Source organism: Streptomyces sp. NPDC034049, assembly GCF_055575575.1.
Map to the genome: position 1 here is coordinate 1,042,895 of NZ_JBVISJ010000001.1, position 22,045 is coordinate 1,064,939.

The 22,045-nt window shown below is 71.2% G+C and carries 22 protein-coding genes; 13 read left to right on the top strand and 9 right to left on the bottom strand.

Annotation, left to right across the window (positions count from 1 at the left end):
* Nucleotides 1–65: 65 nt before the first annotated feature.
* The 4 genes from ACZ52C_RS04680 to ACZ52C_RS04695 all read left to right on the top strand — a co-directional run bounded on the left by ACZ52C_RS04680 (nucleotide 66) and on the right by ACZ52C_RS04695 (nucleotide 2,596).
* Nucleotides 66–1,421 (top strand): CynX/NimT family MFS transporter, encoded by a 1,356-nt coding sequence (locus ACZ52C_RS04680; RefSeq protein ID WP_469073374.1) that lies wholly within the window; start codon nucleotides 66–68, stop codon nucleotides 1,419–1,421.
* 50 nt (nucleotides 1,422–1,471) lie between these two features.
* Entirely contained in the window at nucleotides 1,472–1,588 is a 117-nt protein-coding gene (locus ACZ52C_RS04685; RefSeq protein ID WP_005477623.1) for an SGM_5486 family transporter-associated protein, read from the top strand.
* Between the two features lie 176 nt (nucleotides 1,589–1,764).
* Nucleotides 1,765–1,980, top strand: a complete 216-nt coding sequence (locus ACZ52C_RS04690; protein ID WP_469073375.1) for a hypothetical protein — start codon at nucleotides 1,765–1,767, stop codon at nucleotides 1,978–1,980.
* A 97-nt stretch (nucleotides 1,981–2,077) separates the two neighbouring features.
* On the top strand, nucleotides 2,078–2,596 hold the full coding sequence (locus ACZ52C_RS04695; protein WP_469073376.1) for a SixA phosphatase family protein: 519 nt from the start codon (nucleotides 2,078–2,080) through the stop codon (nucleotides 2,594–2,596).
* A 107-nt stretch (nucleotides 2,597–2,703) separates the two neighbouring features.
* Here the strand turns inward: ACZ52C_RS04695 and serB are convergent, their stop codons facing one another.
* Both serB and ACZ52C_RS04705 read right to left on the bottom strand, forming a co-directional pair.
* Entirely contained in the window at nucleotides 2,704–3,912 is a 1,209-nt protein-coding gene (serB, locus tag ACZ52C_RS04700) for a phosphoserine phosphatase SerB (RefSeq protein ID WP_045560790.1), read from the bottom strand.
* 565 nt (nucleotides 3,913–4,477) lie between these two features.
* Nucleotides 4,478–6,478, bottom strand: coding sequence for a streptophobe family protein (locus ACZ52C_RS04705; RefSeq protein WP_469073377.1), 2,001 nt, complete (start codon nucleotides 6,476–6,478; stop codon nucleotides 4,478–4,480).
* Between the two features lie 242 nt (nucleotides 6,479–6,720).
* On the opposite strand from ACZ52C_RS04705, the gene ACZ52C_RS04710 reads away from it, so the two are divergent.
* Complete coding sequence (locus ACZ52C_RS04710; protein ID WP_469073378.1) at nucleotides 6,721–9,240, top strand: ABC transporter ATP-binding protein/permease; 2,520 nt, start codon at nucleotides 6,721–6,723, stop codon at nucleotides 9,238–9,240.
* A 79-nt stretch (nucleotides 9,241–9,319) separates the two neighbouring features.
* Here ACZ52C_RS04710 and ACZ52C_RS04715 read toward each other — a convergent pair whose 3' ends face one another.
* From ACZ52C_RS04715 to ACZ52C_RS04725, 3 genes are all read right to left on the bottom strand, one after another.
* Nucleotides 9,320–9,988: a transglycosylase SLT domain-containing protein gene (locus ACZ52C_RS04715; RefSeq protein WP_469073379.1), complete on the bottom strand. Its 669-nt coding sequence runs from the start codon at nucleotides 9,986–9,988 to the stop codon at nucleotides 9,320–9,322.
* A 277-nt stretch (nucleotides 9,989–10,265) separates the two neighbouring features.
* On the bottom strand, nucleotides 10,266–11,375 hold the full coding sequence (locus tag ACZ52C_RS04720) for an S-adenosylmethionine:tRNA ribosyltransferase-isomerase (RefSeq protein WP_469073380.1): 1,110 nt from the start codon (nucleotides 11,373–11,375) through the stop codon (nucleotides 10,266–10,268).
* Nucleotides 11,372–12,067: an SDR family NAD(P)-dependent oxidoreductase gene (locus tag ACZ52C_RS04725; protein ID WP_469073381.1), complete on the bottom strand. Its 696-nt coding sequence runs from the start codon at nucleotides 12,065–12,067 to the stop codon at nucleotides 11,372–11,374. The genes ACZ52C_RS04720 and ACZ52C_RS04725 overlap by 4 nt, the downstream gene beginning before the upstream one ends.
* Nucleotides 12,068–12,334: 267 nt before the next feature.
* Here ACZ52C_RS04725 and ACZ52C_RS04730 point away from each other — a divergent pair, with 267 nt between their 5' ends.
* The 4 genes from ACZ52C_RS04730 (at nucleotide 12,335) to ACZ52C_RS04745 (ending at nucleotide 14,969) form a co-directional block, all read left to right on the top strand.
* The gene (locus tag ACZ52C_RS04730) at nucleotides 12,335–13,480 is read left to right on the top strand and encodes a GAF domain-containing sensor histidine kinase (RefSeq protein ID WP_469073382.1); all 1,146 of its coding nucleotides are present in this window, start codon (nucleotides 12,335–12,337) and stop codon (nucleotides 13,478–13,480) included.
* Complete coding sequence (locus ACZ52C_RS04735; RefSeq protein ID WP_215450702.1) at nucleotides 13,473–14,114, top strand: response regulator; 642 nt, start codon at nucleotides 13,473–13,475, stop codon at nucleotides 14,112–14,114. Before ACZ52C_RS04730 ends, ACZ52C_RS04735 begins: the two co-directional genes overlap by 8 nt.
* Nucleotides 14,115–14,271: 157 nt before the next feature.
* Nucleotides 14,272–14,520, top strand: a complete 249-nt coding sequence (gene chpE, locus ACZ52C_RS04740; protein WP_033529228.1) for a chaplin ChpE — start codon at nucleotides 14,272–14,274, stop codon at nucleotides 14,518–14,520.
* A gap of 209 nt (nucleotides 14,521–14,729) precedes the next feature.
* A complete protein-coding gene (locus ACZ52C_RS04745; RefSeq protein ID WP_469073383.1) occupies nucleotides 14,730–14,969 on the top strand; it encodes a chaplin family protein in 240 nt (79 codons plus the stop codon).
* 250 nt (nucleotides 14,970–15,219) lie between these two features.
* On the opposite strand, the gene ACZ52C_RS04750 is transcribed toward ACZ52C_RS04745, so the two are convergent.
* Nucleotides 15,220–16,005 (bottom strand): hypothetical protein, encoded by a 786-nt coding sequence (locus ACZ52C_RS04750; RefSeq protein WP_469073384.1) that lies wholly within the window; start codon nucleotides 16,003–16,005, stop codon nucleotides 15,220–15,222.
* 149 nt (nucleotides 16,006–16,154) lie between these two features.
* Between ACZ52C_RS04750 and ACZ52C_RS04755 the strand changes: the two genes are divergently transcribed.
* The 3 genes from ACZ52C_RS04755 to ACZ52C_RS04765 all read left to right on the top strand — a co-directional run bounded on the left by ACZ52C_RS04755 (nucleotide 16,155) and on the right by ACZ52C_RS04765 (nucleotide 18,630).
* Nucleotides 16,155–16,946: an ABC transporter ATP-binding protein gene (locus tag ACZ52C_RS04755; RefSeq protein ID WP_469073385.1), complete on the top strand. Its 792-nt coding sequence runs from the start codon at nucleotides 16,155–16,157 to the stop codon at nucleotides 16,944–16,946.
* Nucleotides 16,947–17,091: 145 nt separating this feature from the next.
* Nucleotides 17,092–17,523 (top strand): NfeD family protein, encoded by a 432-nt coding sequence (locus ACZ52C_RS04760; protein WP_045560780.1) that lies wholly within the window; start codon nucleotides 17,092–17,094, stop codon nucleotides 17,521–17,523.
* A gap of 159 nt (nucleotides 17,524–17,682) precedes the next feature.
* Complete coding sequence (locus ACZ52C_RS04765; protein WP_239753134.1) at nucleotides 17,683–18,630, top strand: SPFH domain-containing protein; 948 nt, start codon at nucleotides 17,683–17,685, stop codon at nucleotides 18,628–18,630.
* 126 nt (nucleotides 18,631–18,756) lie between these two features.
* Here ACZ52C_RS04765 and ACZ52C_RS04770 read toward each other — a convergent pair whose 3' ends face one another.
* From ACZ52C_RS04770 to ACZ52C_RS04780, 3 genes are all read right to left on the bottom strand, one after another.
* Complete coding sequence (locus ACZ52C_RS04770) at nucleotides 18,757–19,263, bottom strand: HNH endonuclease (RefSeq protein WP_033529234.1); 507 nt, start codon at nucleotides 19,261–19,263, stop codon at nucleotides 18,757–18,759.
* A 151-nt stretch (nucleotides 19,264–19,414) separates the two neighbouring features.
* The gene (locus ACZ52C_RS04775) at nucleotides 19,415–19,954 is read right to left on the bottom strand and encodes a YbhB/YbcL family Raf kinase inhibitor-like protein (RefSeq protein ID WP_045560779.1); all 540 of its coding nucleotides are present in this window, start codon (nucleotides 19,952–19,954) and stop codon (nucleotides 19,415–19,417) included.
* Between the two features lie 52 nt (nucleotides 19,955–20,006).
* Nucleotides 20,007–20,789, bottom strand: coding sequence for a sporulation protein (locus ACZ52C_RS04780; RefSeq protein WP_469073386.1), 783 nt, complete (start codon nucleotides 20,787–20,789; stop codon nucleotides 20,007–20,009).
* Between the two features lie 211 nt (nucleotides 20,790–21,000).
* Here ACZ52C_RS04780 and ACZ52C_RS04785 point away from each other — a divergent pair, with 211 nt between their 5' ends.
* The gene (locus ACZ52C_RS04785; RefSeq protein ID WP_469073387.1) at nucleotides 21,001–21,642 is read left to right on the top strand and encodes a DNA-3-methyladenine glycosylase; all 642 of its coding nucleotides are present in this window, start codon (nucleotides 21,001–21,003) and stop codon (nucleotides 21,640–21,642) included.
* Nucleotides 21,643–22,045 lie beyond the last annotated feature (403 nt).

The following is a 22,045-nucleotide window of genomic DNA, read 5'->3' on the forward strand; positions in this document are numbered from 1 at the left end:
AGTGACCGACCGGGAGTGGTCGGGCCATGGACAACCAATCATCCTATGATTCTATGATGGGTGTCATGGTGAGCCAGGAGACCGCGACGACGACATCCGCACCGGGCCGGGCACCGTCCGAAACACCCGGGTCCGATGCACCCGCGTCCGACCGGGCCGCGTCCGAACCCCCGGCACCCGCCACGCGCGCGTGGACGATCCGTCTCGTGGTCGTCGCCACCGTCCTGACGGCCCTGAACCTCCGTCCCGCCATCACCAGCCTCGGCGCCCTCCTCGAAGAGGTGCGCACCGGACTCGGCATGAGCGGCAGCGTCGCCGGGCTCCTCACCTCCGTCCCGCCGCTCTGCTTCGCCCTCTTCGGCGTCATGGCGCCCCGGCTCGCCCGCCGGTTCGGTCCGGCCGCCGTGGTCTGCGCGGGCATGGCCGCGATCGCCGCCGGCCTGCTGATACGGCCGTACGTCGGCGGCACGGCCGGATTCGTGGCCGCGAGCGCCCTCGCCCTGATGGGCATCGCCGTCAGCAACGTCCTGATGCCGGTCATCGTCAAGCGCTGGTTCCCCGACCGGGTCGGCTCCATGACGGGCCTCTACTCCATGGCCCTGGCGCTCGGCACCTCGACCGCCGCGGCCGTCACCGTGCCCATGACCGAGGCGCTGGGCGGGAGTTGGCGGACCGGACTGGCCGTCTGGGCGCTCCTCGCGACGGCGGCCGTCGTCCCGTGGCTTCCGCTGCTCCGGGACCGGGACGCGCGCTCGACGGAGAACCCCCGGGGAGTGTCGGGGTCGGTACGCGGTGCCGGTGGAGCGTCGGGCCCCGGGCGCGAGGCGGCACCCGCCCTGCGGATCACCCGGAGCCGTACGGCCTGGGCGCTCGCCGTCTTCTTCGGCCTCCAGGCGACCGCCGCCTACATCACCATGGGGTGGATGGCGCAGATCTTCCGGGACGCCGGGGTTCCCGCGGGCACGGCGGGGCTGCTGCTGGCCCTCACCATGGTCATGGGCGTGCCGCTGGCCTTCGTGATCCCCCGGCTCGCCACCCGCCTGCCCCACCAGGGGCCGATCGTCGTCGTCCTGGGCGTCTGCGGCCTCCTCGGGTACGGCGGCCTGCACCTCGCCCCGGCCCAGGGCGCCTGGGCGTGGGCGCTGCTGATCGGTGTCGCCAACTGCTCCTTCCCGCTCGCGCTCACCCTGGTCAGCATGCGGGCCAGGACCGGCGCGGGCGTGGTCCGGCTGTCCGCCTTCGCGCAGAGCACGGGCTATCTGATCTCGATCCCGGGCCCGCTCGTCGTCGGCGTCCTGTACCAGCACAGCGGCGGCTGGGGCCTGCCCCTCGCCCTCATGGCCGCGCTGATGATCCCGCAGATCGCCGCGGGCGTCCTCGCGGGCCGCGACCGGGTCGTGGAGGACGAGGCGACCCGCTGAGGCACACCCCCGGCGGCCCCACCGGGTATCCGGGGTGCGAGACTGGGCGTATGCCAGTGCTCGACCCGAACCCCCAGAACGGCCAGAAGAAGATGCTCCTGGTCTTCGGCTCGTTCCTCGCCATCTTCGTCGTCATCGGGATCATCGCGGCCATCGCCTCACCGTGACCGCCCGGGATGGGGGAAACCCCCCGTCCCCTAGGGGGCGAGTCTCAGGGTGAAGTGGGTGGATCACCGGATGGGTCGGACCGCCCGCGTTCCGTAACGTCGAGATGTGGCCGCAGGGGACCCGCGAGGGCCCACGGAGGACCGGGCCACGAGGACTCGCAGACCACGGAGGCGGCATGTCGGCCCGTACGCACCCCCGACCCCACCCGGCGACCACGAGCGCCGTCGTCGTGCGGCTGCCCTGGTGGGCGATCGCCCTGCCCGCGGTCGGCTTCATCACGCTCCTGCTGCTGATCTCCGACCCCGCGCAGGCCCAGGCCGCGAGCGGCGACCCCGTGATCGCCGACCTCGTGGAGCGCATACGGCACGCCCTGGCGGGCCACACACCGTGACGAGCGCCCGGCACACCGGAAGCACATGTACCGGTCTCGGGTATCCGCACTTCAACTCCCTGCGCCCCGTGGCCTGTTTCGTGCGAAGCTGGGACGCATGAGCGTCGCAGAATCCCGCAGGATTGTCCTCTTCCGGCACGCGAAAGCCGATTGGCCCCAGGTCTCCGACCACGAGCGGCCGCTCGCCGACCGGGGCCGCATGGACGCCGCCGTCGCCGGGCGCAAGCTGGCCGACTCCGGAATCCCCTTCGACCTTGCCCTCTGCTCGACCGCCGTCAGGACCCGCGAGACCTGGAAGCTGGCCGTCCACGAACTGCCCGAGCGACCGAAAACGGTCTACGAGGAGCGGATCTACGAGGCCTCGCCCGGCGAGCTGATCGCCCTGCTCAACGAAACCCCGGACGACGCGCAGAACGTCGTGCTGATCGGCCACAACCCCGGTGTGCAGGGTCTCGCCGACGTCCTCGCCGGCAGTTCCGAGGGCGACGCCCGCGAGCGGATGAACCGCCTCGGCTTCCCGGCCGCCGCCTACGCCGTGCTCACCTTCGAGGGCGCCTGGAAGAGCCTGGAGCCGGGCGTGACCACGCTGTCCGACTACTGGGCGCCCACCGAGTAACTCCACCGCGTAGCCCACCTTCGGCACCCGGCATCCGGCATCCGGCATCCGGCACGAGGAGGGCCCGGCACCTCAGGGTGCCGGGCCCTCGTCATGGCCGGGCTCCGCTACTCGTCGTGCGTGTCCGCCGCCTCGACCTCTTCACGGGTCACCCCGAGCAGGTACAGCACGGTGTCGAGGAAGGGGAAGTTCACCGCGGTGTGGGCGGCCTCGCGCACGACCGGCTTGGCGTTGAAGGCGACGCCCAGACCGGCCGCGTTGAGCATGTCGAGATCGTTCGCGCCGTCGCCGATGGCCACGGTCTGGGCCAGCGGGACCCCTGCCTCGGCGGCGAACCGGCGCAGCAGCCGCGCCTTGCCCGCGCGGTCCACGATCTCGCCCACGACCTTGCCGGTGAGCTTGCCGTCGACGATCTCCAACGTGTTGGCCTGCGCGAAGTCGAGGCCCAGCCGCTCCTTCAGGTCGTCCGTGACCTGGGTGAACCCGCCCGAGACGACACCGACTTGGAAGCCGAGCCGCTTCAGCGTACGGATCAGCGTGCGCGCGCCCGGCGTGAGCCGGACCTCGCTGCGCACCTTCTCCACCACCGAGGCGTCCAGCCCCTCCAGCAGCGCCACACGCGCGTGCAGCGACTGCTCGAAGTCCAGCTCCCCGCGCATGGCGGCCTCGGTGACCTCGGCGACCTCCTTCTCGCACCCGGCGTGCGCGGCGAAGAGCTCGATCACCTCGTCCTGGATGAGCGTGGAGTCGACGTCCATCACCACCAGGCGCTGCGCCCGGCGGTGCAGCCCCGCCGCGACCACGGCGACGTCCACGCCGAGTGCCACCGACTCGGTGACCAGCGCGGTCCGCAGCGTCTCCGGCTCCGTGCCGGACACCGCGAACTCGACGGCCGTCACCGGGTACTTGGCGAGCCGGAAGATACGGTCGATGTTGCCGCCGGTGGCCGTGATGCGGGCGGCGATGCGGGCGGTGGACTCGGCGGTCAGCGGGTGGCCCAGCACGGTGACGTGCGAGCGGCCGAGACCGCGGGGCCGGTTGTCGCCCAGGCCGGAGATGATCTCCGCCTGCATCTTCATCGACTCCGCCCAGCTGTGCACGGTCGCCCGCAGGTCGCCCTCCTGCCCGGCGGGCGGCTCGGTCACGAGCGCGCACAGCACGATCCGGCCACGGGTGACGACCTGCTCGATGTCGACCACGTCGACGGAGTACGCGGCGAGGGTGTCGAACAGCCCGGCGGTGATCCCCGGCCGGTCCTTGCCGAAGATCTTGACGAGGAGGGTGGGGATGTCAGAGGAGGTCTGCGAAGCGCTCATGATGTGCCAACCGTATCCGGCGCCCCGTGCCTTTTGACCCTGAGGTCCGCCCAGCGGACGGAGAACACTGGGTTACCGACGACCGAACCCCACCGGGATGCGGCACGACGCCTCGGAGAGCGTGCGGGGGGAGTTTCCGCCGTCGCGCACGGACCGTGCCCGGAGTTCAGCGCCGCCGTCGTACGCAGTCCGTGCCTGGAGTCCAGCGCCGCCGGCGCGGGGTCGCGCCTGGATGGGCCCGCTGTGGGCCGAGAGCGCCGTTTGGGTGGCCACTCATGGCTCATGGCTCATGGCTCATGGCTCATGGCTCATGGCTCGGGGCTGACCTGGCGCGGCTTCGCCGTAGCATCGATGGGGCCGGTCTGATCGGCCGGGGCAGAGGCCGGCCTGCGGGCTCCAGCACCGGCCCCGTGAGGCCGTCCTCGGGGCTCCATCACCGGGCCCGAGGGACTGCCCACCGGGCCTCACCACCGGCCCTGAGAGGCCTGCCTACGGCGCCCTACGCCCTGGCGGCTGGCGGCCGGCGCGGCTCGCCCGACGTGCCCTCGGAGCCCCTCGGCGCCGCTCACCGCCCTCGCGGCCCCGGTGGCGGCGGAGGCGGTGGCGGTGGCGGTGGCGGGGGTGGCCTCTCCTCCGGTGGCGGCGGCGGTGAGGGCCACGCGCCTGCCCCCGACCCCGACCCTCCCCCTGATCCAGCCCCCGATCCGGAACCTCCCCCCGAGCCCGAGCCCGAGCCCGAGCCCGCCCCCGTTCCCGGCCGTCGCCCCGGTCGCCGAGGCGGCTGTGTGAACCGCCGTACCACCGTCGGCGCCCCATACACATCAGGCACCCCCTGCGCACCTGAGCCGCCCGAGCCACCGGAGCCACCCGAGCCACCGGACGCCCCCGACGTACCCCCACCTCGCCCTGCCCCTCCACCGGACCCGGCCGCTCCAGACCCCCCAGCCTCCCGAGACCCCCCAGCCCCTGCCGCCCCCCGCACCCCCCGCAACTCATCCGCCTCCGGCAGTCGCAGATACGGATTCGTGTCCGGGTTCGGCGGACGGTACGGCGTGTGCGGTGTGTACGGCCCGGTGGACGCCGCCGCGTGGTTCTCGGGGGGCGTCGGCGTCCCGCGGCCACCCCCGTCCCCCCGCGCCGACGGCGACGCCCGTAGCCCGGCCGCCCGTGTCGCGCAGGCCAGCAGTGCCCCGGCCGCCCCCGCCCCCGCGCCCCACAGCGCGCCCAGCAGCGACGCCGTCGCCGCCCGCCCCCGCAGCTCCACCCCCGCGTCGAACGCGTCGATGCCGAACACGGCCAGCGACGCGTCCACCGACACCTCCGTCGCCCAGACGAGCAGCGGCAGTGCCACCGCCGTCGTGAGCCCGAGCCGAAGCGCGCAGCGACCGATGAAGCCGAGCACGCTCCCGCCCCGTACATCCGCACCGGACGCACCCCCGGCAGCGGCGGCAGCCGACCCCCGTACGAACGGCGTACGCACGGCGGTCAGGACCCCCGCGTACAGCATCGTCAGCGCCGCCGCGAGGCCCAGCAGCCAGACCCGCCCGTCCAGTTCGGCGAGGCGGCCGAGGGTGACGGACTCGCCCGCGCCGACGCGCAGCAGTTCGTCGAGCGGGTCGGGCAGGAGGTCGGCCAGCGCCCCGGTGGCCCTGCCGTCCCAGGGGACCAGGAGGCCGAGGGGGACGCCCAGCCAGACCCCGTTCGGCGCGCCGAGCAGGGCCGCGCCGGCGATCCGCCGGGGGTGGGGGTCGCCGACCGCCGCGTACCCGGCCGCCGCCAGCCCGGCCAGGACCGCCACCAGGAGCACGGTGACCACGGCGGACACGGCCGGCCGGACGACCCGGTGCAGCACGTCGAGTCCGGGCGGCAGCGGGGCGCGGCGCGAGGCCAGGAGGGCGATGAGCAGCACGCCGAGGCACCAGGTCAGACCGCCGAGCACGGTCGGCACGGCGTCGACCGTGAAGCCGACCCGGGCGTCGGCGTCGGCGAGGTCGCCCAGCCGGTCCGGCAGCAGACCGCCGCCGAGGTCGCCGAGGTCGCCGAGCCCGGGGATCTCGACGTCCCCGAGGTCGCCGCCGCCCGGCAGCTGGTCGTCGATGCCGAGCCGGCTGCCGTCGAGGGTGATGATGGCGTTCCCGGCCCAGGCCAACCCGCCCATCAGCGCCGCGAACAGCACCAGCACCGAGCCCACGCGCGCGAGGAGTTCCCCGGGCGGGACGACAACTCCCGCGCCCCGCAAGGACCGTAGGAAGAACCAGGCCAGCAGGAGCGCACCCACGAGGCTGACACCCAGTGGCGTGATCTCGATGGCGGTGGTCGCCTCGGCCCCTTCCAGGCCCATCACGGACACATCGCCCGACGGAGTCACCGACCCACCCGCCCCGAGCGCCACGACAGCCGCCGTCATGGGCCCGAGTTCGCCCGCGGTGTCGGCCTCCAGCAGATGCAGACCGAGCGCGGCCACACCCGCCATGCCGATCAACGCCCAGCTCACCGCGGCGATCGCGGAGACCACCACCTCGGCCCACGGCACACGGCCGGCACGGTCGACATTCCGGTCGCTCATGGTCGGACCCCCCGATCCACATCGCGGTGTTGCACCGCTGATGTCCCCCTCGCGTGGGATTACCACTCTCCGGCCCGGTTTCAACCCCGTCAACGGGACGGGGAGATGCCCCCGTACGTTCTCTTCACAAGGCCCGACTTTCGGTCAGGGGGTCGAGCCTGAAATAGTTCCCCCCGATGTTCGACATCCCTAGACTCCCTGTGTTGGGGGTAATTTCGGGGGACAACTCAGTGGGGCATGGAGTGCCGGAACTCGTACTGGAATTGAACGGACAAACCTGGACGCTCGATCCGTCCAGGGCATACACCCTCGGACGTGATCCGCAGGGGGACATCGTGTTCGACGACGCCAGGGTGTCCTGGCGTCACGCCACGATCAGCTTCGGCGGCCGTAGTTGGGTGATCGAGGACCACGGCAGCACCAACGGCACCTTCGTGCAGGGGCAGCGGATCCACCAGTTGGAGATCGGCCCCGGCTCGGCAGTGCACCTCGGCAACGCGACCGACGGACCGAGACTCAGCCTCTCCGGTGCCGCCGCGTCCGTCGCACAGCCCCAGCAGCAGCCGTACGCGGCGCAGGGCGCGAGCGCCGGATACGCCGGCCAGCAGCCTCCGCAGCAGCAGGCCCCGCAGGCGGGCTGGCAGCAGCCGCAGGCTGCCCAGGTCCCGCACCAGCAGGGCTTCCCGCAGCAGGGCCCCGGTGGTGGCGCGGGGGCGCCGCCGGTCTACGGCGACCGCAGCCCGACCACGTTCCACCAGCTGGCCCTCGGCCGGGTGATGCGGATCGGTCGTGCCCTGGAGAACGAACTGGTGGTCTCCGACCTCCAGGTCTCGCGCCACCACGCCGAGTTCCACGCGACGCCCGACGGGCGCTTCGAGATCCGCGACCTCGGCTCGCACAACGGCACGTTCGTCAACGGTATGCCGATCGCCAAGGGCGGCACGGCACTCCTCGGCCCGAACGACATCGTCGGCGTCGGCCACTCGACGTTCCGCCTCGTCGGCGACCGGCTCGAGGAGTTCGTCGACACCGGTGAGGTCTCCTTCTCCGCGCGTCATCTGACGGTCACCGTCGACGGCGGCAAGCAGATCCTCAAGGACGTCTCCTTCGGTGTCCCGGAGAAGTCGCTCATCGCGGTCATCGGCCCCTCGGGCTCCGGCAAGTCGACCCTGCTGAAGGCGCTCACGGGCTACCGCCCGGCCAACCAGGGCGACGTCCTCTACGACAACCGGAACCTGTACAAGCAGTTCGCCGAGCTGCGGCAGCGCATCGGTCTGGTCCCGCAGGACGACATCCTGCACAAGGAGCTGACCGTCAAGAAGGCCCTCAAGTACGCGGCCAAGCTGCGCTTCCCGGCCGACACCACGGCCGCCGAGCGCGACGCCCGCATCGACGAGGTGCTGCGCGAGCTCAAGCTCGACATCCACAAGGACAAGAAGGTCACCTCCCTCTCCGGCGGCCAGCGCAAGCGCGTCTCGGTCGCCCTGGAGCTGCTGACCAAGCCGTCGCTGATCTTCCTGGACGAGCCGACCTCCGGCCTCGACCCGGGCATGGACCGCGACGTGATGCAGCTGCTGCGCGGCCTCGCCGACGACGGCCGCACGGTCCTGGTGGTCACCCACTCCGTGGCCGAGCTGGCGATCTGCGACAAGCTGCTGGTGATGGCCCCGGGCGGCTCGGTGGCGTACTTCGGTCCGCCCGAGGAGGCCCTGAACTTCTTCGGCTACGAGACCTGGGCCGACGTCTTCTCCGCCTTCGAGAACTACCGCGACTACGACTGGGCGGGCCGCTGGAAGGGCTCGCAGCACTACCAGATGTACGCCGCGGACATCGACGCGGTCGCCCCGCAGTCGGTGCACATGCCGCCGCCGCAGTCGATGCGTCCGCCGAAGCCGCAGGGCTGGTTCTCCCAGCTCGGCACCCTGGTCCGGCGCTATGTCTCCGTCATCGCCTCCGACAAGGGCTTCCTGGCGCTGACGGTGATCCTGCCGGCCGTCCTCGGCGCGGTGAGCCTGCTCATCGACCCGGACAAGGACCTGCTGGTCAGGAAGATCAACCCGGCGACCGACCTGCCCATCCCGAACGGCACGGCCACCACGGTGCTGCTGATCCTCGCGGTGGGAGCGTGCTTCGCGGGCGCCGCCAACTCCGTCCGAGAACTGATCAAGGAACGGGTGATCTACGAGCGGGAACGGGCCACCGGCCTGTCACGCTCGGCGTACCTGATGTCCAAGGTGATCGTGCTCGGCGCGGTGACCGTGTTCCAGGGCGCCATGGTCGGCGCGATCGGTTTCTCCAGCCGGACGATCCCGGACGAGGCGCTGATCTTCGGCGAGGGCAAGGTCGCCGTGATGCTGGAACTGTCCATCCCGATCATGGGGCTCGGCTTCACGTCCATGATGTTCGGCCTGGTCATCTCCTCGCTGGTGAAGACCGCCGAGAAGACGATGCCGCTGCTGGTCATGTTCGCGATCGTCCAGGTCGTCTTCACCGGCTGCCTCTTCGCCCTGCACGGCAGCCCCGGCGTCAACGAGTTCTCGTACCTGATGCCGTCGCGCTGGGCGGTCGCCGCCGCCGGTGCCACGCTGGACTTCAACAACATCAGCCCGCCCAAGGAGGCCGGCGACACCGACCCGCTGTGGGACCACACGGTCGGCGCCTACAGTCTCGACATGATCGCCCTGATCGTGCTGGGTGTGATCTGCGGCTTCCTCGTGGCCCGCTTCCTGCGCCGCCACGAGCCGGAGGTCATGCGGAAGTGACCGACAAGCACTGACGAACGAGGGGCGGCACCCGAACCGGGTGCCGCCCTTCCACGTTCTCAGAGGTCCCGCGCGGGCCTCAGTACGCGCTGTTGACGTTGTCGATCGAGCCGTAGCGGTCGGCGGCGTAGTTCGCGGCGGCCGTGAGGTTGGCGACCGGGTCGTACTGGCTCTTCTTCGTGCCCGGGACGTGGTAGGCGTCGAAGGTCGGCTTGATGACCTGCAGCAGACCGATCGACGGGACGCCGTTCTGGGCGTTGATGTCCCAGTCGTTGATCGCGTTCGGGTTGCCCGAGGACTCCCGCATGATGTTCTTGTGCAGGCCGTTGTAGGTGCCCGGGATCTTGTGCTTCTTCATGATGTCGAGCGCCTCGCGGATCCAGCCGTCGAGGTTGTTCGGGTACGACTTCGTGGCGGCGGCCTTGACCTGGGCGGCGCGCTTGGCGGACCGGCTCGCGGCCTCCTTCTTGGCGCGCTCCTGCTCGACCTTCTTCTGCGCGGCAGCGGCGGCGGCCTTCTTCTCGGCGTCGGCGGCCTGGTCGACGACGCTGGCCTTCGCGGCCGGGGCCGGGTTCTGGCTGAACGCCGCCGGAGCCGCGGACACGGTCTGCGTGGTGGTCTGAGCCTCGGCCGGCACCAGCGAGAACGCGAGGGCGGCGGCACCGAAGGCGGCCACACCGGCGAACGAGAGCTTGTGGGTCTTGGTCAGCGCGAGACTGTGGCCGGGGATCTTGGCGTTCTTGAGCATGAGTGATGGACCTCTTCGAATAGCGCGGAGGTCGCTCTGCGTGCCAGGTGGGGGACACAGCTCTTCCAGCACAAACGCCGCGGTTTGACCCGCGGCGTCGAGCGACAGCAGCAATTCTTAGCGGCCGCAAAATCGGGTGGCAAAGGTGTGACGTACGATGCCACTTAGTTGTACGGGAACCGGCAAAATAGGACAGACCGCCCTGTCCTTCCCGCTCATACCGCCCGTATGCATCTCCTAGGCTTCTTCGTACGTGATGTGGGCCCTATGGGGGGCCTCACACCGCCCCGACGTTTTGTTCACAGCTAGTTGCGTCAGCAATGCGCTGCGTGAGGTGCTTCTCCGGCAGCATCAGATGCACGTCCCCGAACTCGTGCCACAGATACCGCCCCGCGATCGCCGCCTCGTACGCACGGTCGATCGCCGCCCGCCCCGCCACCGCCTCCAGCATCAGCAGATGCGAGGCCTCCGGCTCGTGCAGCCCGGTCAGCAGCCCGTCCACCACCCGCACCCCGCGCTCCGGCGTCACCACCAGATCCGTCCAGCCCTCCCGGGCCCGTACGACACCGTCGGACCCGGTCGCCGACTCCACGGCCCGCACCGCCGTCGTCCCCACCGCGACGACCCGCCCGCCACCGGCCCGCGCCGCGTTGATCAGCCGCGCCGAGGCCCCGGGCACCGCGAACCGCTCCGGATACGGCGGCTCGTGCACCTCCGCCGAAGCGACCCCGGTGTGCAGCGAGACCGGCGCGAACTGCACCCCGCGGCTCACCAGCTCCGCCACCAGCCGAGCCGTGAACGGCCGCCCGGCACTCGGCATCTCCGCACTCCCCGCCCCGTCCCGCGACGGCAGCGCGAACACCGTCTGGTACATGGACAGCGGCTGGTCCCGCTCGGTGTACGAGTAACGGATGGGCCGCCCGTGCTCCCGCAGCAGTCCGGCCACGGCCGACGAGGACACCCGGGCCCACCACAGCCGGTCCCCCCGCTCGCTCAGGGGCTCCTCCAGGACCAGCCGTACGTCACCGGGCAGCAGCACCCCCGTCCCCGCCGGGCCGCCCGCACGCGCGCGCGTGGTGCCGCGCCCGTCCGGGTCCCGCAGCTCGACCGCCCACCGCCCGTCGTCACCCCGCGTGGAGAAATGCACCACCACGCGCGCGTCCCCGATCCTGCCGTCCACCGCCGCCGCCAGCGTGGGCGAGGTGTTGACCACCAGCAGATCGCCCGCCGTCAGCAGTCCCGGCAGCGCCGCGAACGCGTGGTGCGACACCGCCGTCCCCCGCGAGACCAGCAGCCGTACGCCGTCCCGGTCGCGCCCCGGCCCGCGCTGCTCGGCGGGCACCCGCGCGTGCAGCTCCCGCGGCACCCGCACCGTCGCCGTCGTCATCGCTGCTCCAGCAGGGACGGCGCCGCGTAGCGGCCACTGGCCGGCCGCTCGTCGAGCAGCCGCAGGAAGGCGGGCACCACGCCGGCCGGCTCCGGCCGCGGATCGTCGTCGTCCGGCACGGCCGCCGCGTACAGGTCCGTGCCCATGTCCCCGGGATCGACGGCCCACACCCGCAGCCCCGGCTCCTCCTCGGCCAGCACCGCCGACAACTGGTCCAGCGCCGCCTTCGACGCCCCGTACCCGCCCCACGTCCCGTACGCCTCGGCCGCCGCGTCCGAACTGACGTTGATCACCGAACCCGCCCCCGAGGCCCGCAGCAGCGGCAGCGCCTCCTGGGCCAGCCCCAGCGCCGCGACCACATTGACCTCCAGGGCCCGCCTCAGCCCCTCCAGCGGCAGCCCCTCCAGCCGTACGAGCGGCTCGGCGCCCAGCGCGCTCGCGTTGTTCACCAGCAGGTCCACCCCGCCCAGTCCCCGCGCGGCCGCCACCAGCTCCGCCCGGTGCCCGGCGTCCGTGACGTCCCCCGCCAGGGCCTCCACCCGCGTCCCGTACGCCGACAGCTCCGCCGCCGCCTCCTTCAGGACCCCGGCGGTCCTGGCGTCGAGCACCAGATCCCACCCGCGCTCCGCCAGCGCCCCGCCGAGCGCCCGGCCCAGCCCCTTCGACGCACCCGTGATGATCGCCACCGACATGACGTCCGTCCCCTCGTCCTCGACCGCCTCCGATCAGGCGGCGACGACCTCAACGTAGGAACCGCACCGCCCCCGCCGCCTCGTCCGCGGGCCGCAGACCGCCGGGTCCCTTCGCCCTAGGCCCCCGGGCCGGTCCCGGGACGGCCGGGGCCCCGGGCCGGCCCCGGACCTAGGTCCGGTCGTAGGCCTCCGGCCTAGGTCCGAGGACCCGGCGGAGCCTCCGGCGGTCCGATCCGCGCTGTCGGACCCCGCCGGTACGGTGAGGTCATGAGTCAAGGTCCACGGTCCGGCCTCGCCGCGGTGAGCAGCGCGCTGCTGGCCATGAGCAGGCACCTGGAGGTGCGCGACGTCCTCAAGACGATCGTCGCCTCCGCGCGTGAACTGCTGGACGCGGAGTACGCCGCGCTCGGCGTCCCCGACGACCACGGCGGCTTCGCCCAGTTCGTCGTCGACGGCGTCAGCGACGCCCAGTGGAAGGCCATCGGCCCGCTCCCGCGCCAACACGGCATCCTTGCCGCGATGCTCCACCAGGCCACCCCCGAGCGCCTGGCCGACGTCCGCAAGGACCCCCGCTTCGAGGGCTGGCCCAGCGCCCACCCGGACCTGATCGACTTCCTGGGCCTGCCCATCCGCGACGGCGACGAGGTCATCGGCGCCCTCTTCCTCGCCAACAAGCGCTGCCCCAAGCCCGACGGCGGCTGCGGCTTCACCGAGGAGGACGAGGACCTGCTGTCGATCCTCGCCCAGCACGCCGCCATCGCCCTCACCAACGCCCGCCTCTACGAGCGCAGCCGCGAGCTGACCATCGCCGAGGAGCGCTCCCGGCTCGCCCACGAGCTCCACGACGCGGTCAGCCAGAAGCTGTTCTCCCTGCGCCTGACCGCCCAGGCGGCCGCCGCCCTCGTCGACCGCGACCCCTCCCGCGCCAAGGGCGAACTCCAGCAGGTCGCCGCCCTCGCCGCCGAAGCGGCGGACGAACTGCGCGCCGCCGTGGTCGAACTGCGCCCCGCCGGACTCGACGAGGACGGCCTCGTCGCCACCCTGCGCACCCAGGTGCACGTCCTGGACCGCGCCCACAGCGCCCGCGTCACCTTCTCCGGCCGCGGCACCCGCGCGTTGCCCGCGGCCCAGGAGGAGGCCATGCTGCGCGTCGCCCAGGAGGCCCTGCACAACGCCCTGCGGCACTCGGGCGCCGAGCGAGTCGACGTCACGCTCGACCGGCACGACGGCGGAGCCGTCCTGCGGGTCACCGACGACGGCGACGGCTTCGACCCCCAGGCCGTACGCCGTGCGGGACGCCACCTCGGCCTGGTCTCCATGCGCGACCGGGCGAGCGGGGTCGGAGGCCGGCTGGCCGTGGAATCGGCGCCCGGCAAGGGCACGACCATCGAGATGGAGGTCCCCGGTGGCTGACGCGATCAAGGTGCTCCTCGTCGACGACCACCAGGTGGTCCGCCGAGGTCTGCGCACCTTCCTGGAGGTGCAGGACGACATCGAGGTCGTGGGCGAGGCCGCCGACGGCGCCGAAGGGGTCGCCCGCGCCGAGGAGTTGCGGCCCGACGTGGTCCTCATGGACGTCAAGATGCCCGGCATGGACGGGGTCGAGGCCCTGCGCAGACTCCGCGAACTCGACAACCCCGCGCGCGTGCTCATCGTCACCAGCTTCACCGAGCAGCGCACGGTCGTCCCCGCCCTGCGCGCCGGGGCCGCCGGATACGTCTACAAGGACGTGGACCCCGACGCCCTGGCCGGCGCCATCCGCTCGGTGCACGCCGGACACATCCTGCTCCAGCCGGAGGTCGCCGACGCCCTGCTGTCCCAGGAGGAGGCCAACTCCGGCCAGGGGAGAGGCGGTTCGCTGACGGAGCGGGAGCGCGAGGTGCTCGGCCTGATCGCCGACGGCCGCTCCAACCGCGAGATAGCCCGGGCACTGGTGCTGTCCGAGAAGACGGTGAAGACCCACGTCTCGAACATCCTGATGAAGCTCGACCTGGCGGACCGGACCCAGGCCGCGCTCTGGGCGGTACGCCATGGTGTGACCGGATGATGTGCGGATTGTCCGGCAACATGGAGGGTTCCCCTCCGGGCTGAGATTCATACTGTCGGGTGTATGTCCCCCGGGTGGCGCATCCTGCCGGGACCCCCGGCGTTCTTCAGTGCGTGCTGCGTGCGACCGCCGCAGTGATCGCAAGGAAGGGCTCAAAGTGAAGAACCTGAAGAAGGCCGCCGCTGTCACGATGGTGGCCGGTGGCCTCGTCGCCGCCGGTGCCGGTATGGCCTCCGCCACCGACGGCGGGGCGCACGCCGACGGCAAGGCCATCGGCTCGCCGGGCGTCGTCTCGGGCAACGTCATCCAGGCCCCGGTCCACATCCCCGTGAACGCGGTCGGCAACAGCGTGAACGTCGTCGGCATCCTGAACCCGGCCTTCGGCAACCTGGGCGTCAACCACTGACGTTCCCGCCCCGGAGCACGAGTGACCACCGGCCTTCCAGGCGCCTCCTGGAAGGCCGGTCAGGTTTCGTCCTGTGGTCGTTCCATCGCCTCAATGCGCCGAAGGGACCGTTCCCGCCGGCGGCGCGTGCCGCCGCGGAGCCGCCGGGCGTTGTCAGCGCACGGCCCGCGGCTGGGCCGGACACGTACGACGCAGGAGGAGCGCAGCTCATGAACTTCGCCAAGAAGGCCGCCCTGACCGTCACGGCCGCCGGTCTCGCCGCGGGCGCCTCGTCCGGTGCCGCCGTCGCCGACTCGGTCGCCGACAGCGCCGCCGTGAGCTCCCCGGGCGTCGCCCCCGGCCTCGACGTCCAGGTCCCCGTCGACGTCCCCGTCACCGTCACGGGCCTCAGCGCCAACCTCATCGCCGCACTCAACCCGACCTTCGGCAACATCACCGCCAACCACTGAGCACGGCCGCGCCGGCCATCCAGCTGTCCCAGCTGCGGGCAGTCGTGCCGCTGGGGCGATGGGGGCACCTCCTGCTCGAGCGAAGCCGAGAGTGGGGGAGGGTGGGCGCAGCGGCACCCGGCAAGCGCCGGTGAGCGAAACCCCGCCCAGCCGCAGCCGCCGGGCAACACACAGCCGAGGGCCCAGCCCGCCCCCGCCCGGCACCACCGCCAAGCAACGACGCACCCGGGCCGGACGCGCCCACGGCCCCCTACCGCCCCCGCTCCCGCTCCTCCACGAACGCGTTGTACGCCGCCACCTGCGCCCGCCGGGCCGTCCGCTCCACCGGCCGCAGCGCGGCCGTCCGCGAGGCCATCTCCGAGGCGCTCACCGCCCCGCCGTGCCCGTTCTCGAACGCCACGGAGATCAGCAGCCCGATGCGCTGCGCCAGCTCCAGCACCCGTACCGCACGCGGCGGATACCCGGGCGCCAGCATCTCCCGTCCCCGCTCCGCCCGAGCCCGGTACGCGTCGATCGCCGCCTCCGCCACCGGCCCCGACGCCGCCACGTCCAGCCGCGACAACACCTCCGTCGCCTCCCGGAGCCCCTCCGCCAACTCCCGCTCGGCCTCCCCGAGCGACGGCACATCGGCCGGCGGCGCCTCGCGCACCTCCAGGCAGTGCCAGACGACCTCCACGTGCTCGTCGCCCGCCGGCCCGATCGAGGACACCTCCGGGACCAGCCCCAGCGCACCCCCGTGGCAGACGACCGCCTCCTCCGCCTCCAGCGCCCGCTTGTTGAACTCCGGCGGCCCGCTCAGCCCCAGCGGATGCCCCGGCGCCGGCAGCGCGACCCGCAACCCGGTCACCCCGAGCGCCCGCAACCGACCCAGCCCGAGCGTCAGTCCCACGGGCCCCGACTCACCGGGCAGTCCCTCCACCCGGTGCACCGCGTCCTCCCCGACGATCGCGAGCACCGCGTCATCCGGCGAGACAAGTCCGGCAAGAAGGGCATTTCCCCATGAGACGAGGCGTCCTGAGCGTGGTTCCGAGAGCATGCCCCCACCCTAAGGACGACCGAGGCGATGGGTGGCCCGACCGGTGGCGTAGATTTCCCCATGGGCTGCGCCCACCCGGCGGTGGCTCCAACCACAGGCGTACGCGACAGCCGAGACAGGCCGACACTGCAAGGGGAGACAGCGCGCTCATGAGCGATGTTCTGGAGCTGGAGGACGTATCCGTGGTCCGCGAGGGCCGGGCTCTGGTGGACCAGGTCTCCTGGTCGGTCAAGGAGGGCGAGCGCTGGGCCATCCTCGGCCCGAACGGCGCCGGCAAGACCACCCTCCTGAACATTGCGTCCAGCTACGTCTACCCCAGCAGGGGCACCGCCACGATCCTCGGCGACACCCTCGGCAAGGTCGACGTCTTCGATCTGCGCCCCCGCATCGGCATGGCCGGCATCGCCATGGCGGAGAAGCTTCCCCGGCGCCAGACCGTCCTGCAGACCGTGCTGACCGCCGCCTACGGCATGACGGCCACCTGGAACGAGGACTACGAGGAGGTCGACGAGCTGCGCGCCCGCGCCTTCCTCGACCGCCTCGGCATGAGCGAGTACGTCGACCGCAAGTTCGGCACCCTCTCCGAGGGCGAGCGCAAGCGCACCCTCATCGCCCGCGCCCTCATGGCGGACCCCGAGCTGCTGCTCCTCGACGAGCCCGCCGCCGGCCTCGACCTCGGCGGCCGCGAGGACCTCGTACGCCGCCTCGGCCGCCTCGCCCGCGACCCGATCGCCCCCTCCATGATCATGGTCACGCACCATGTCGAGGAGATCCCCCCGGGCTTCACCCACGTCCTGATGATCCGTCAGGGCAAGGTCCTCGCCGCGGGCCCGCTGGAGCTGGAACTGACCTCCCGCAACCTCTCGCTCTGCTTCGGCCTCCCGCTCGTCGTCGAGCAGCTCGACGACCGCTGGACCGCCCGCGGCCTGCCGCTCACCTGACCTCCAACTCCTGTCGATCTCCCGTCCGTCGGGCGCGCCGGGGCCACAACACGGCCCGAGCGCACCCGACTTGGGAGCCCCCTGTACGCGATCACTGACCGGGCGCTCTGTTCGGCGGCCCGATCGCGGTTCTACCATGGCCGATGTGGACAGCATCGACGCATGGGTGTGGTGGCTGATCGGCGCGGCCGGGCTCGGGATCGCCCTCGTCGTGACCGCGATGCCCGAGTTGGGAATGCTCGCCCTGGGCGCGGTCGCCGGCGCCGTGGTCGCGGGGCTGGGCGGTGGTGTCGTACTCCAGGTCGTCGTCTTCGCGATCGTCTCCGTCGCCCTCATCGCCGTCGTCCGGCCCATCGCGGCCCGGCACAGAGCGCAGCGGCCGCAACTCGCCACCGGCATCGATGCGTTGCGGGGCAAACACGCCGTCGTCCTCGAACGGGTCGACGGCGCGGGCGGCCGCATCAAACTGGGCGGCGAGGTGTGGTCGGCCCGGGCGCTCGACACCGGCCAGGCTTTCGAGGTGGGTCAGGAAGTGGACGTGGTGGAGATCGAGGGGGCCACGGCGATCGTCATGTGACCTCGCACGACGTGGTCACGAGGCGATGACGCAATGGCCTGAACGACCCACCCGGCAGGCGGTGTTCTGCCAGACTCGACCAGCAAGATCTTCAACAGTCCGAACAGGCATAAGATCTTCAGGAAGCGCCACGGCGGAGAAGGGCACGGGGAGCAAACGATGGAACCGATCATCATCGTCCTGATCATTCTGGTGGTGTTGGTCTTCATCGCCCTGATCAAGACCATCCAGGTGATCCCACAGGCCAGCGCGGCCATCGTCGAGCGGTTCGGCCGCTACACGCGCACACTCAACGCGGGCCTCAACATCGTGGTCCCGTTCATCGACTCCATCCGCAACCGCATCGACCTCCGCGAACAGGTCGTGCCATTCCCGCCGCAGCCGGTGATCACCCAGGACAACCTGGTCGTGAACATCGACACGGTCATCTACTACCAGGTCACCGACGCCCGCGCCGCGACCTACGAGGTCGCCAGCTACATCCAGGCCATCGAGCAGCTCACCGTCACCACGCTGCGCAACATCATCGGTGGCATGGACCTGGAGCGGACCCTGACCTCCCGCGAGGAGATCAACGCCGCCCTGCGCGGCGTCCTCGACGAGGCGACCGGCAAGTGGGGCATCCGCGTCAACCGCGTCGAGCTGAAGGCGATCGAGCCGCCCACCTCCATCCAGGACTCGATGGAGAAGCAGATGCGCGCCGACCGTGACAAGCGCGCCGCGATCCTCACCGCCGAAGGTACGCGCCAGGCGGCCATCCTCACCGCCGAGGGCGAGAAGCAGTCCCAGATCCTGCGCGCCGAGGGTGAGGCCAAGGCCGCCGCCCTGCGCGCCGAGGGTGAGGCCCAGGCCGTGCGTACGGTCTTCGAGGCCATCCACGCCGGTGACCCGGACCAGAAGCTGCTGTCCTACCAGTACCTCCAGATGCTCCCGAAGATCGCCGAGGGCGACGCCAACAAGCTCTGGATCGTCCCCAGCGAGATCGGCGACGCCCTCAAGGGCCTCTCCGGAGCCATGGGCAACTTCGGCAACCTGGGCGGCGGCCCGACCGTCCCCCGCCCCGCCGACGGCAACGGCGAACGCCGAGAGAAGCCGGCGATCGACTGAGGGCAGACACGACGATGGGCCCGCCTTCCGAAGAAGGGCGGGCCCAGACATGTCTGGGGGTGCGGGGAAGTGCGCGACAAGCCACGACGCACCCACAGACCGCGAACCACAGCAACCCCGACGGCGTTACGCCGCTCCCTGCGACAGCCAGGCCGGAAGCGCGTCGAAGTCGTCATGCCCCAGCGACAGCAGCATCGCATCGGCCGGCGTCGGCTCGAACGGCTGCCGCAGCAACGGCATACCCGCCTGCTCCGGAGTCCGGTCGGCCTTGCGGTGGTTGTCCTCGGCGCAGGAGGCCACGGTGTTCAGCCAGGTGTCACCACCGCCCCGCGAACGCGGCACCACATGGTCGACGGTCGTCGCCCGACGACCGCAGTACGCGCATCTGTGCCTGTCCCGTACCAGGACCCCCCGCCTCGACCACGGCGCTTGTCTTCGGAACGGCACCCGCACATAGCGGCAGAGCCTGATCACCCGGGGCGCCGGTATGTCGACCGCGGCTCCCCGCATGCGCAGCTCGGGGTGGGTCTGCTCGACGACGGCCTTGTCCTGCAGCACCAGCACGACGGCTCGGTTGAGCGTCACCGTCGACAGCGGCTCGAAGCTCGCGTTCAGTACCAGCGTGTCCCGCATCCCAGCCCACCTCCTGTGCCAGCCCACCCCCCGGCGGGCTTGGATCAACTCTGGCCGGGCACGCCGAGATGGACAACGCAATAAAAAATGCCCGTCTCTGATCACTTCCAAGACCAGAGACGGGCAAACGTTCAATGAACGTCCGGCTTCGTTACTTTTCCGCCACAGCGGCGTACTCACCGATGAGTTGCGCACGGGCCAGCGTGTGGAACCGCAGGTTGAATCCGACCACGGCGGGAGAGGCGTCCGCATCCGGGCCGAGCTTCTCCTGGTCCACGGCGTACACCGTGAACACGTACCGGTGGGCCGGATCGCCGGGCGGCGGGGCGGCCCCACCGAAGTCCTTCGTCCCGTAGTCGTTGCGCGCCTGGACGGCGCCCTCGGGCAGGCCCTCGAACTTCCCCGAGCCGGCACCCGTCGGCAACTCCGTCACCGACGCCGGGATGTCGAACACGACCCAGTGCCAGAATCCGCTCCCCGTGGGGGCGTCCGGGTCGTAGCACGTCACGGCGAAGCTCTTGGTCTCCGGCGGGAAACCCTCCCAGCGCAACTGCGGAGAGGTGTTCCCCTCCGCGTAGACCTGAGCGTCCTTGAGCGTGGAACCCGCCTCGACGTCCTCGCTCGCGACCGTGAAGGACGGCACGACCGGGTGGAAGTCGTGGGGGAGCGGCGGCCTCTTCGGCTCGGTCATCTCGGTACCTCCTGATGGATCCGGGGAAGATGTGGTTCCAGTCGTACCGAGCCTAGAACCAGCTGCGCTTGCTGCCGACCTCGGACAGCCACTGGTTGAGGTACGCCGCCCAGTCCGTGCTCTGGTAGTCGTGCAGACCCACCTTGAAGGAACGGAACGAGTCGCTGCCCTCGCTGAACAGACCCGGCTTCTTGTCCATCTCCAGCACGACGTCCATCTCGCGCTCGTCGGCGACGAAGCTCAACTCGACCTGGTTCAGGCCGTGGTACTGCTGCGGCGGGTAGAACTCGATCTCCTGGTAGAACGGCAGCTTCTGCCGGGTCCCGCGGATGTGGCCGCGCTCCATGTCCGCGTTCTTGAAGCGGAAGCCCAGCTGGATGAAGGCGTCCAGCAGAGCCTGCTGCGCGGGCAGCGGGTGCACGTTGATCGGGTCCAGGTCACCTGAGTCGACCGCGCGCGCGATCTCCAGCTCGGTGGTCACGCCGATGTGCATCCCGGGCAGCGTCTGCCCCTGGATGGTGGTGACGGGCGTCTCCCACGGGATCTCCAGCCCGAACGGCACCACGTGGACGGCCTCGGCCTTCAGCTCGAAGGCACCGCCGAGCCGCTGCTTGGTGAACTCGATGTCCTGCTTGTACTCCGCGTCCTGACCCTCGACCTCGACCTTGGCCTGGAGCCCGACGGACAGCGCCTCGATCTGCTGGTCCACGGAGCCGCCCTGGATCCGCACCTCACCCTGGACGACACCGCCCGGGACGACGTTGACCTCGGTCAGCACCGTCTCGACCGAAGCGCCACCGGCTCCCAGGCTCGCGAGCAGCCGCTTGAACCCCATGTCTGTTCCTCCCGTCAGGCCGAAGCCTGCGCATCTGCGTGGTTCTGTGTTCTCTGTGGTGTGGATCGCTCTGCGTGGCGCGGAGCCTTGATCCCTACAAACGCAAACCGACGGCACCCGGTTCCGCGTCCTCCCGGTTCCTCACCCTTCCAAGGAGGACGCCACCACGCCACCCGTCGGCACGCACCCGTCTGGACTACGCTCGTACGCCATGATCGCGAGCCCCGACCGTACGCCCCTCGCCCGCGAGTTCTTCGACCGCCCCGTACTGGAGGTGGCGCCGGACCTCCTCGGGCGCGTCCTCGTCCGCACCACCCCGGACGGGCCGATCGCACTGCGCCTGACGGAGGTCGAGGCGTACGACGGCGCAAACGACCCCGGCTCGCACGCCTATCGGGGTCGCACCGCCCGCAACGACGTGATGTTCGGTCCACCCGGACACGTGTACGTCTACTTCACCTATGGCATGTGGCACTGCATGAACCTCGTGTGCGGCCCGGAGGGCCGGGCGAGCGCGGTCCTGCTGCGCGCCGGCGAGATCACGGAGGGTGTCGACCTCGCCCGCAAACGTCGAATCTCGGCCCGAAACGACAAAGAACTGGCCAAAGGGCCGGCCCGCCTGGCCACGGCCCTGGACGTGGACCGAGCCCTGGACGGCACGGACGCCTGCGCGTCAGAGGCCTCGCCCCTGACCGTCCTGACCGGCACCCCCGTCAGCCCTGACCAGGTGCTCAACGGTCCCCGTACGGGGGTCGCCGGAGACGGCGGCGTCCACCCCTGGCGTTTCTGGATCGCCAACGACCCGACGGTCAGCCCTTATCGGGCCCACGTCCCCCGTCGGCGCTCAACTTGACTCGCCCCTGGGCGATCCGTAACGTAGCCCGAGCCGCTTGAACCGGTTACGGCGATCAGCCAGCAGCCGAGAGCGGCCAACCCACTACCTACGACATCCCCTCAGCGGGGGCGATTCAGGCATGCCCTGATTCCAGCCCGCACCACTCAATTATGAGTTGCCGAGGGAATCGGCTAACGTAGTGAATGTCGAAAGGCCGCAAGGGAAACCGCGAGGCCAAAAGACAGCCGAAAGGCAAATCCCGCCGACAGGGAATCGGATCGGAAAAGGATCTGATAGAGTCGGAAACGCAAGACCGAAGGGAAACTGCCCGGAGGAAAGCCCGAGAGTAGCTTGGGTGAGTACAAAGGAAGCGTCCGTTCCTTGAGAACTCAACAGCGTGCCAAAAATCAACGCCAGATAT

Excerpts from the sequence above, each read along its gene's own strand:
- ACZ52C_RS04680 (WP_469073374.1), top strand. The coding sequence starts at position 66 with ATGGTGAGCCAGGAGACCGCGACGACGACATCCGCACCGGGCCGGGCA.
- ACZ52C_RS04685 (WP_005477623.1), top strand. The coding sequence starts at position 1,472 with ATGCCAGTGCTCGACCCGAACCCCCAGAACGGCCAGAAGAAGATGCTC.
- ACZ52C_RS04690 (WP_469073375.1), top strand. The coding sequence starts at position 1,765 with ATGTCGGCCCGTACGCACCCCCGACCCCACCCGGCGACCACGAGCGCC.
- ACZ52C_RS04695 (WP_469073376.1), top strand. The coding sequence starts at position 2,078 with ATGAGCGTCGCAGAATCCCGCAGGATTGTCCTCTTCCGGCACGCGAAA.
- serB (WP_045560790.1), bottom strand. The coding sequence starts at position 3,912 with ATGAGCGCTTCGCAGACCTCCTCTGACATCCCCACCCTCCTCGTCAAG.
- ACZ52C_RS04705 (WP_469073377.1), bottom strand. The coding sequence starts at position 6,478 with ATGAGCGACCGGAATGTCGACCGTGCCGGCCGTGTGCCGTGGGCCGAG.
- ACZ52C_RS04715 (WP_469073379.1), bottom strand. The coding sequence starts at position 9,988 with ATGCTCAAGAACGCCAAGATCCCCGGCCACAGTCTCGCGCTGACCAAG.
- ACZ52C_RS04720 (WP_469073380.1), bottom strand. The coding sequence starts at position 11,375 with ATGACGACGGCGACGGTGCGGGTGCCGCGGGAGCTGCACGCGCGGGTG.
- ACZ52C_RS04725 (WP_469073381.1), bottom strand. The coding sequence starts at position 12,067 with ATGTCGGTGGCGATCATCACGGGTGCGTCGAAGGGGCTGGGCCGGGCG.
- ACZ52C_RS04730 (WP_469073382.1), top strand. The coding sequence starts at position 12,335 with ATGAGTCAAGGTCCACGGTCCGGCCTCGCCGCGGTGAGCAGCGCGCTG.
- ACZ52C_RS04745 (WP_469073383.1), top strand. The coding sequence starts at position 14,730 with ATGAACTTCGCCAAGAAGGCCGCCCTGACCGTCACGGCCGCCGGTCTC.
- ACZ52C_RS04750 (WP_469073384.1), bottom strand. The coding sequence starts at position 16,005 with ATGCTCTCGGAACCACGCTCAGGACGCCTCGTCTCATGGGGAAATGCC.
- ACZ52C_RS04755 (WP_469073385.1), top strand. The coding sequence starts at position 16,155 with ATGAGCGATGTTCTGGAGCTGGAGGACGTATCCGTGGTCCGCGAGGGC.
- ACZ52C_RS04765 (WP_239753134.1), top strand. The coding sequence starts at position 17,683 with ATGGAACCGATCATCATCGTCCTGATCATTCTGGTGGTGTTGGTCTTC.
- ACZ52C_RS04770 (WP_033529234.1), bottom strand. The coding sequence starts at position 19,263 with ATGCGGGACACGCTGGTACTGAACGCGAGCTTCGAGCCGCTGTCGACG.
- ACZ52C_RS04775 (WP_045560779.1), bottom strand. The coding sequence starts at position 19,954 with ATGACCGAGCCGAAGAGGCCGCCGCTCCCCCACGACTTCCACCCGGTC.
- ACZ52C_RS04780 (WP_469073386.1), bottom strand. The coding sequence starts at position 20,789 with ATGGGGTTCAAGCGGCTGCTCGCGAGCCTGGGAGCCGGTGGCGCTTCG.
- ACZ52C_RS04785 (WP_469073387.1), top strand. The coding sequence starts at position 21,001 with ATGATCGCGAGCCCCGACCGTACGCCCCTCGCCCGCGAGTTCTTCGAC.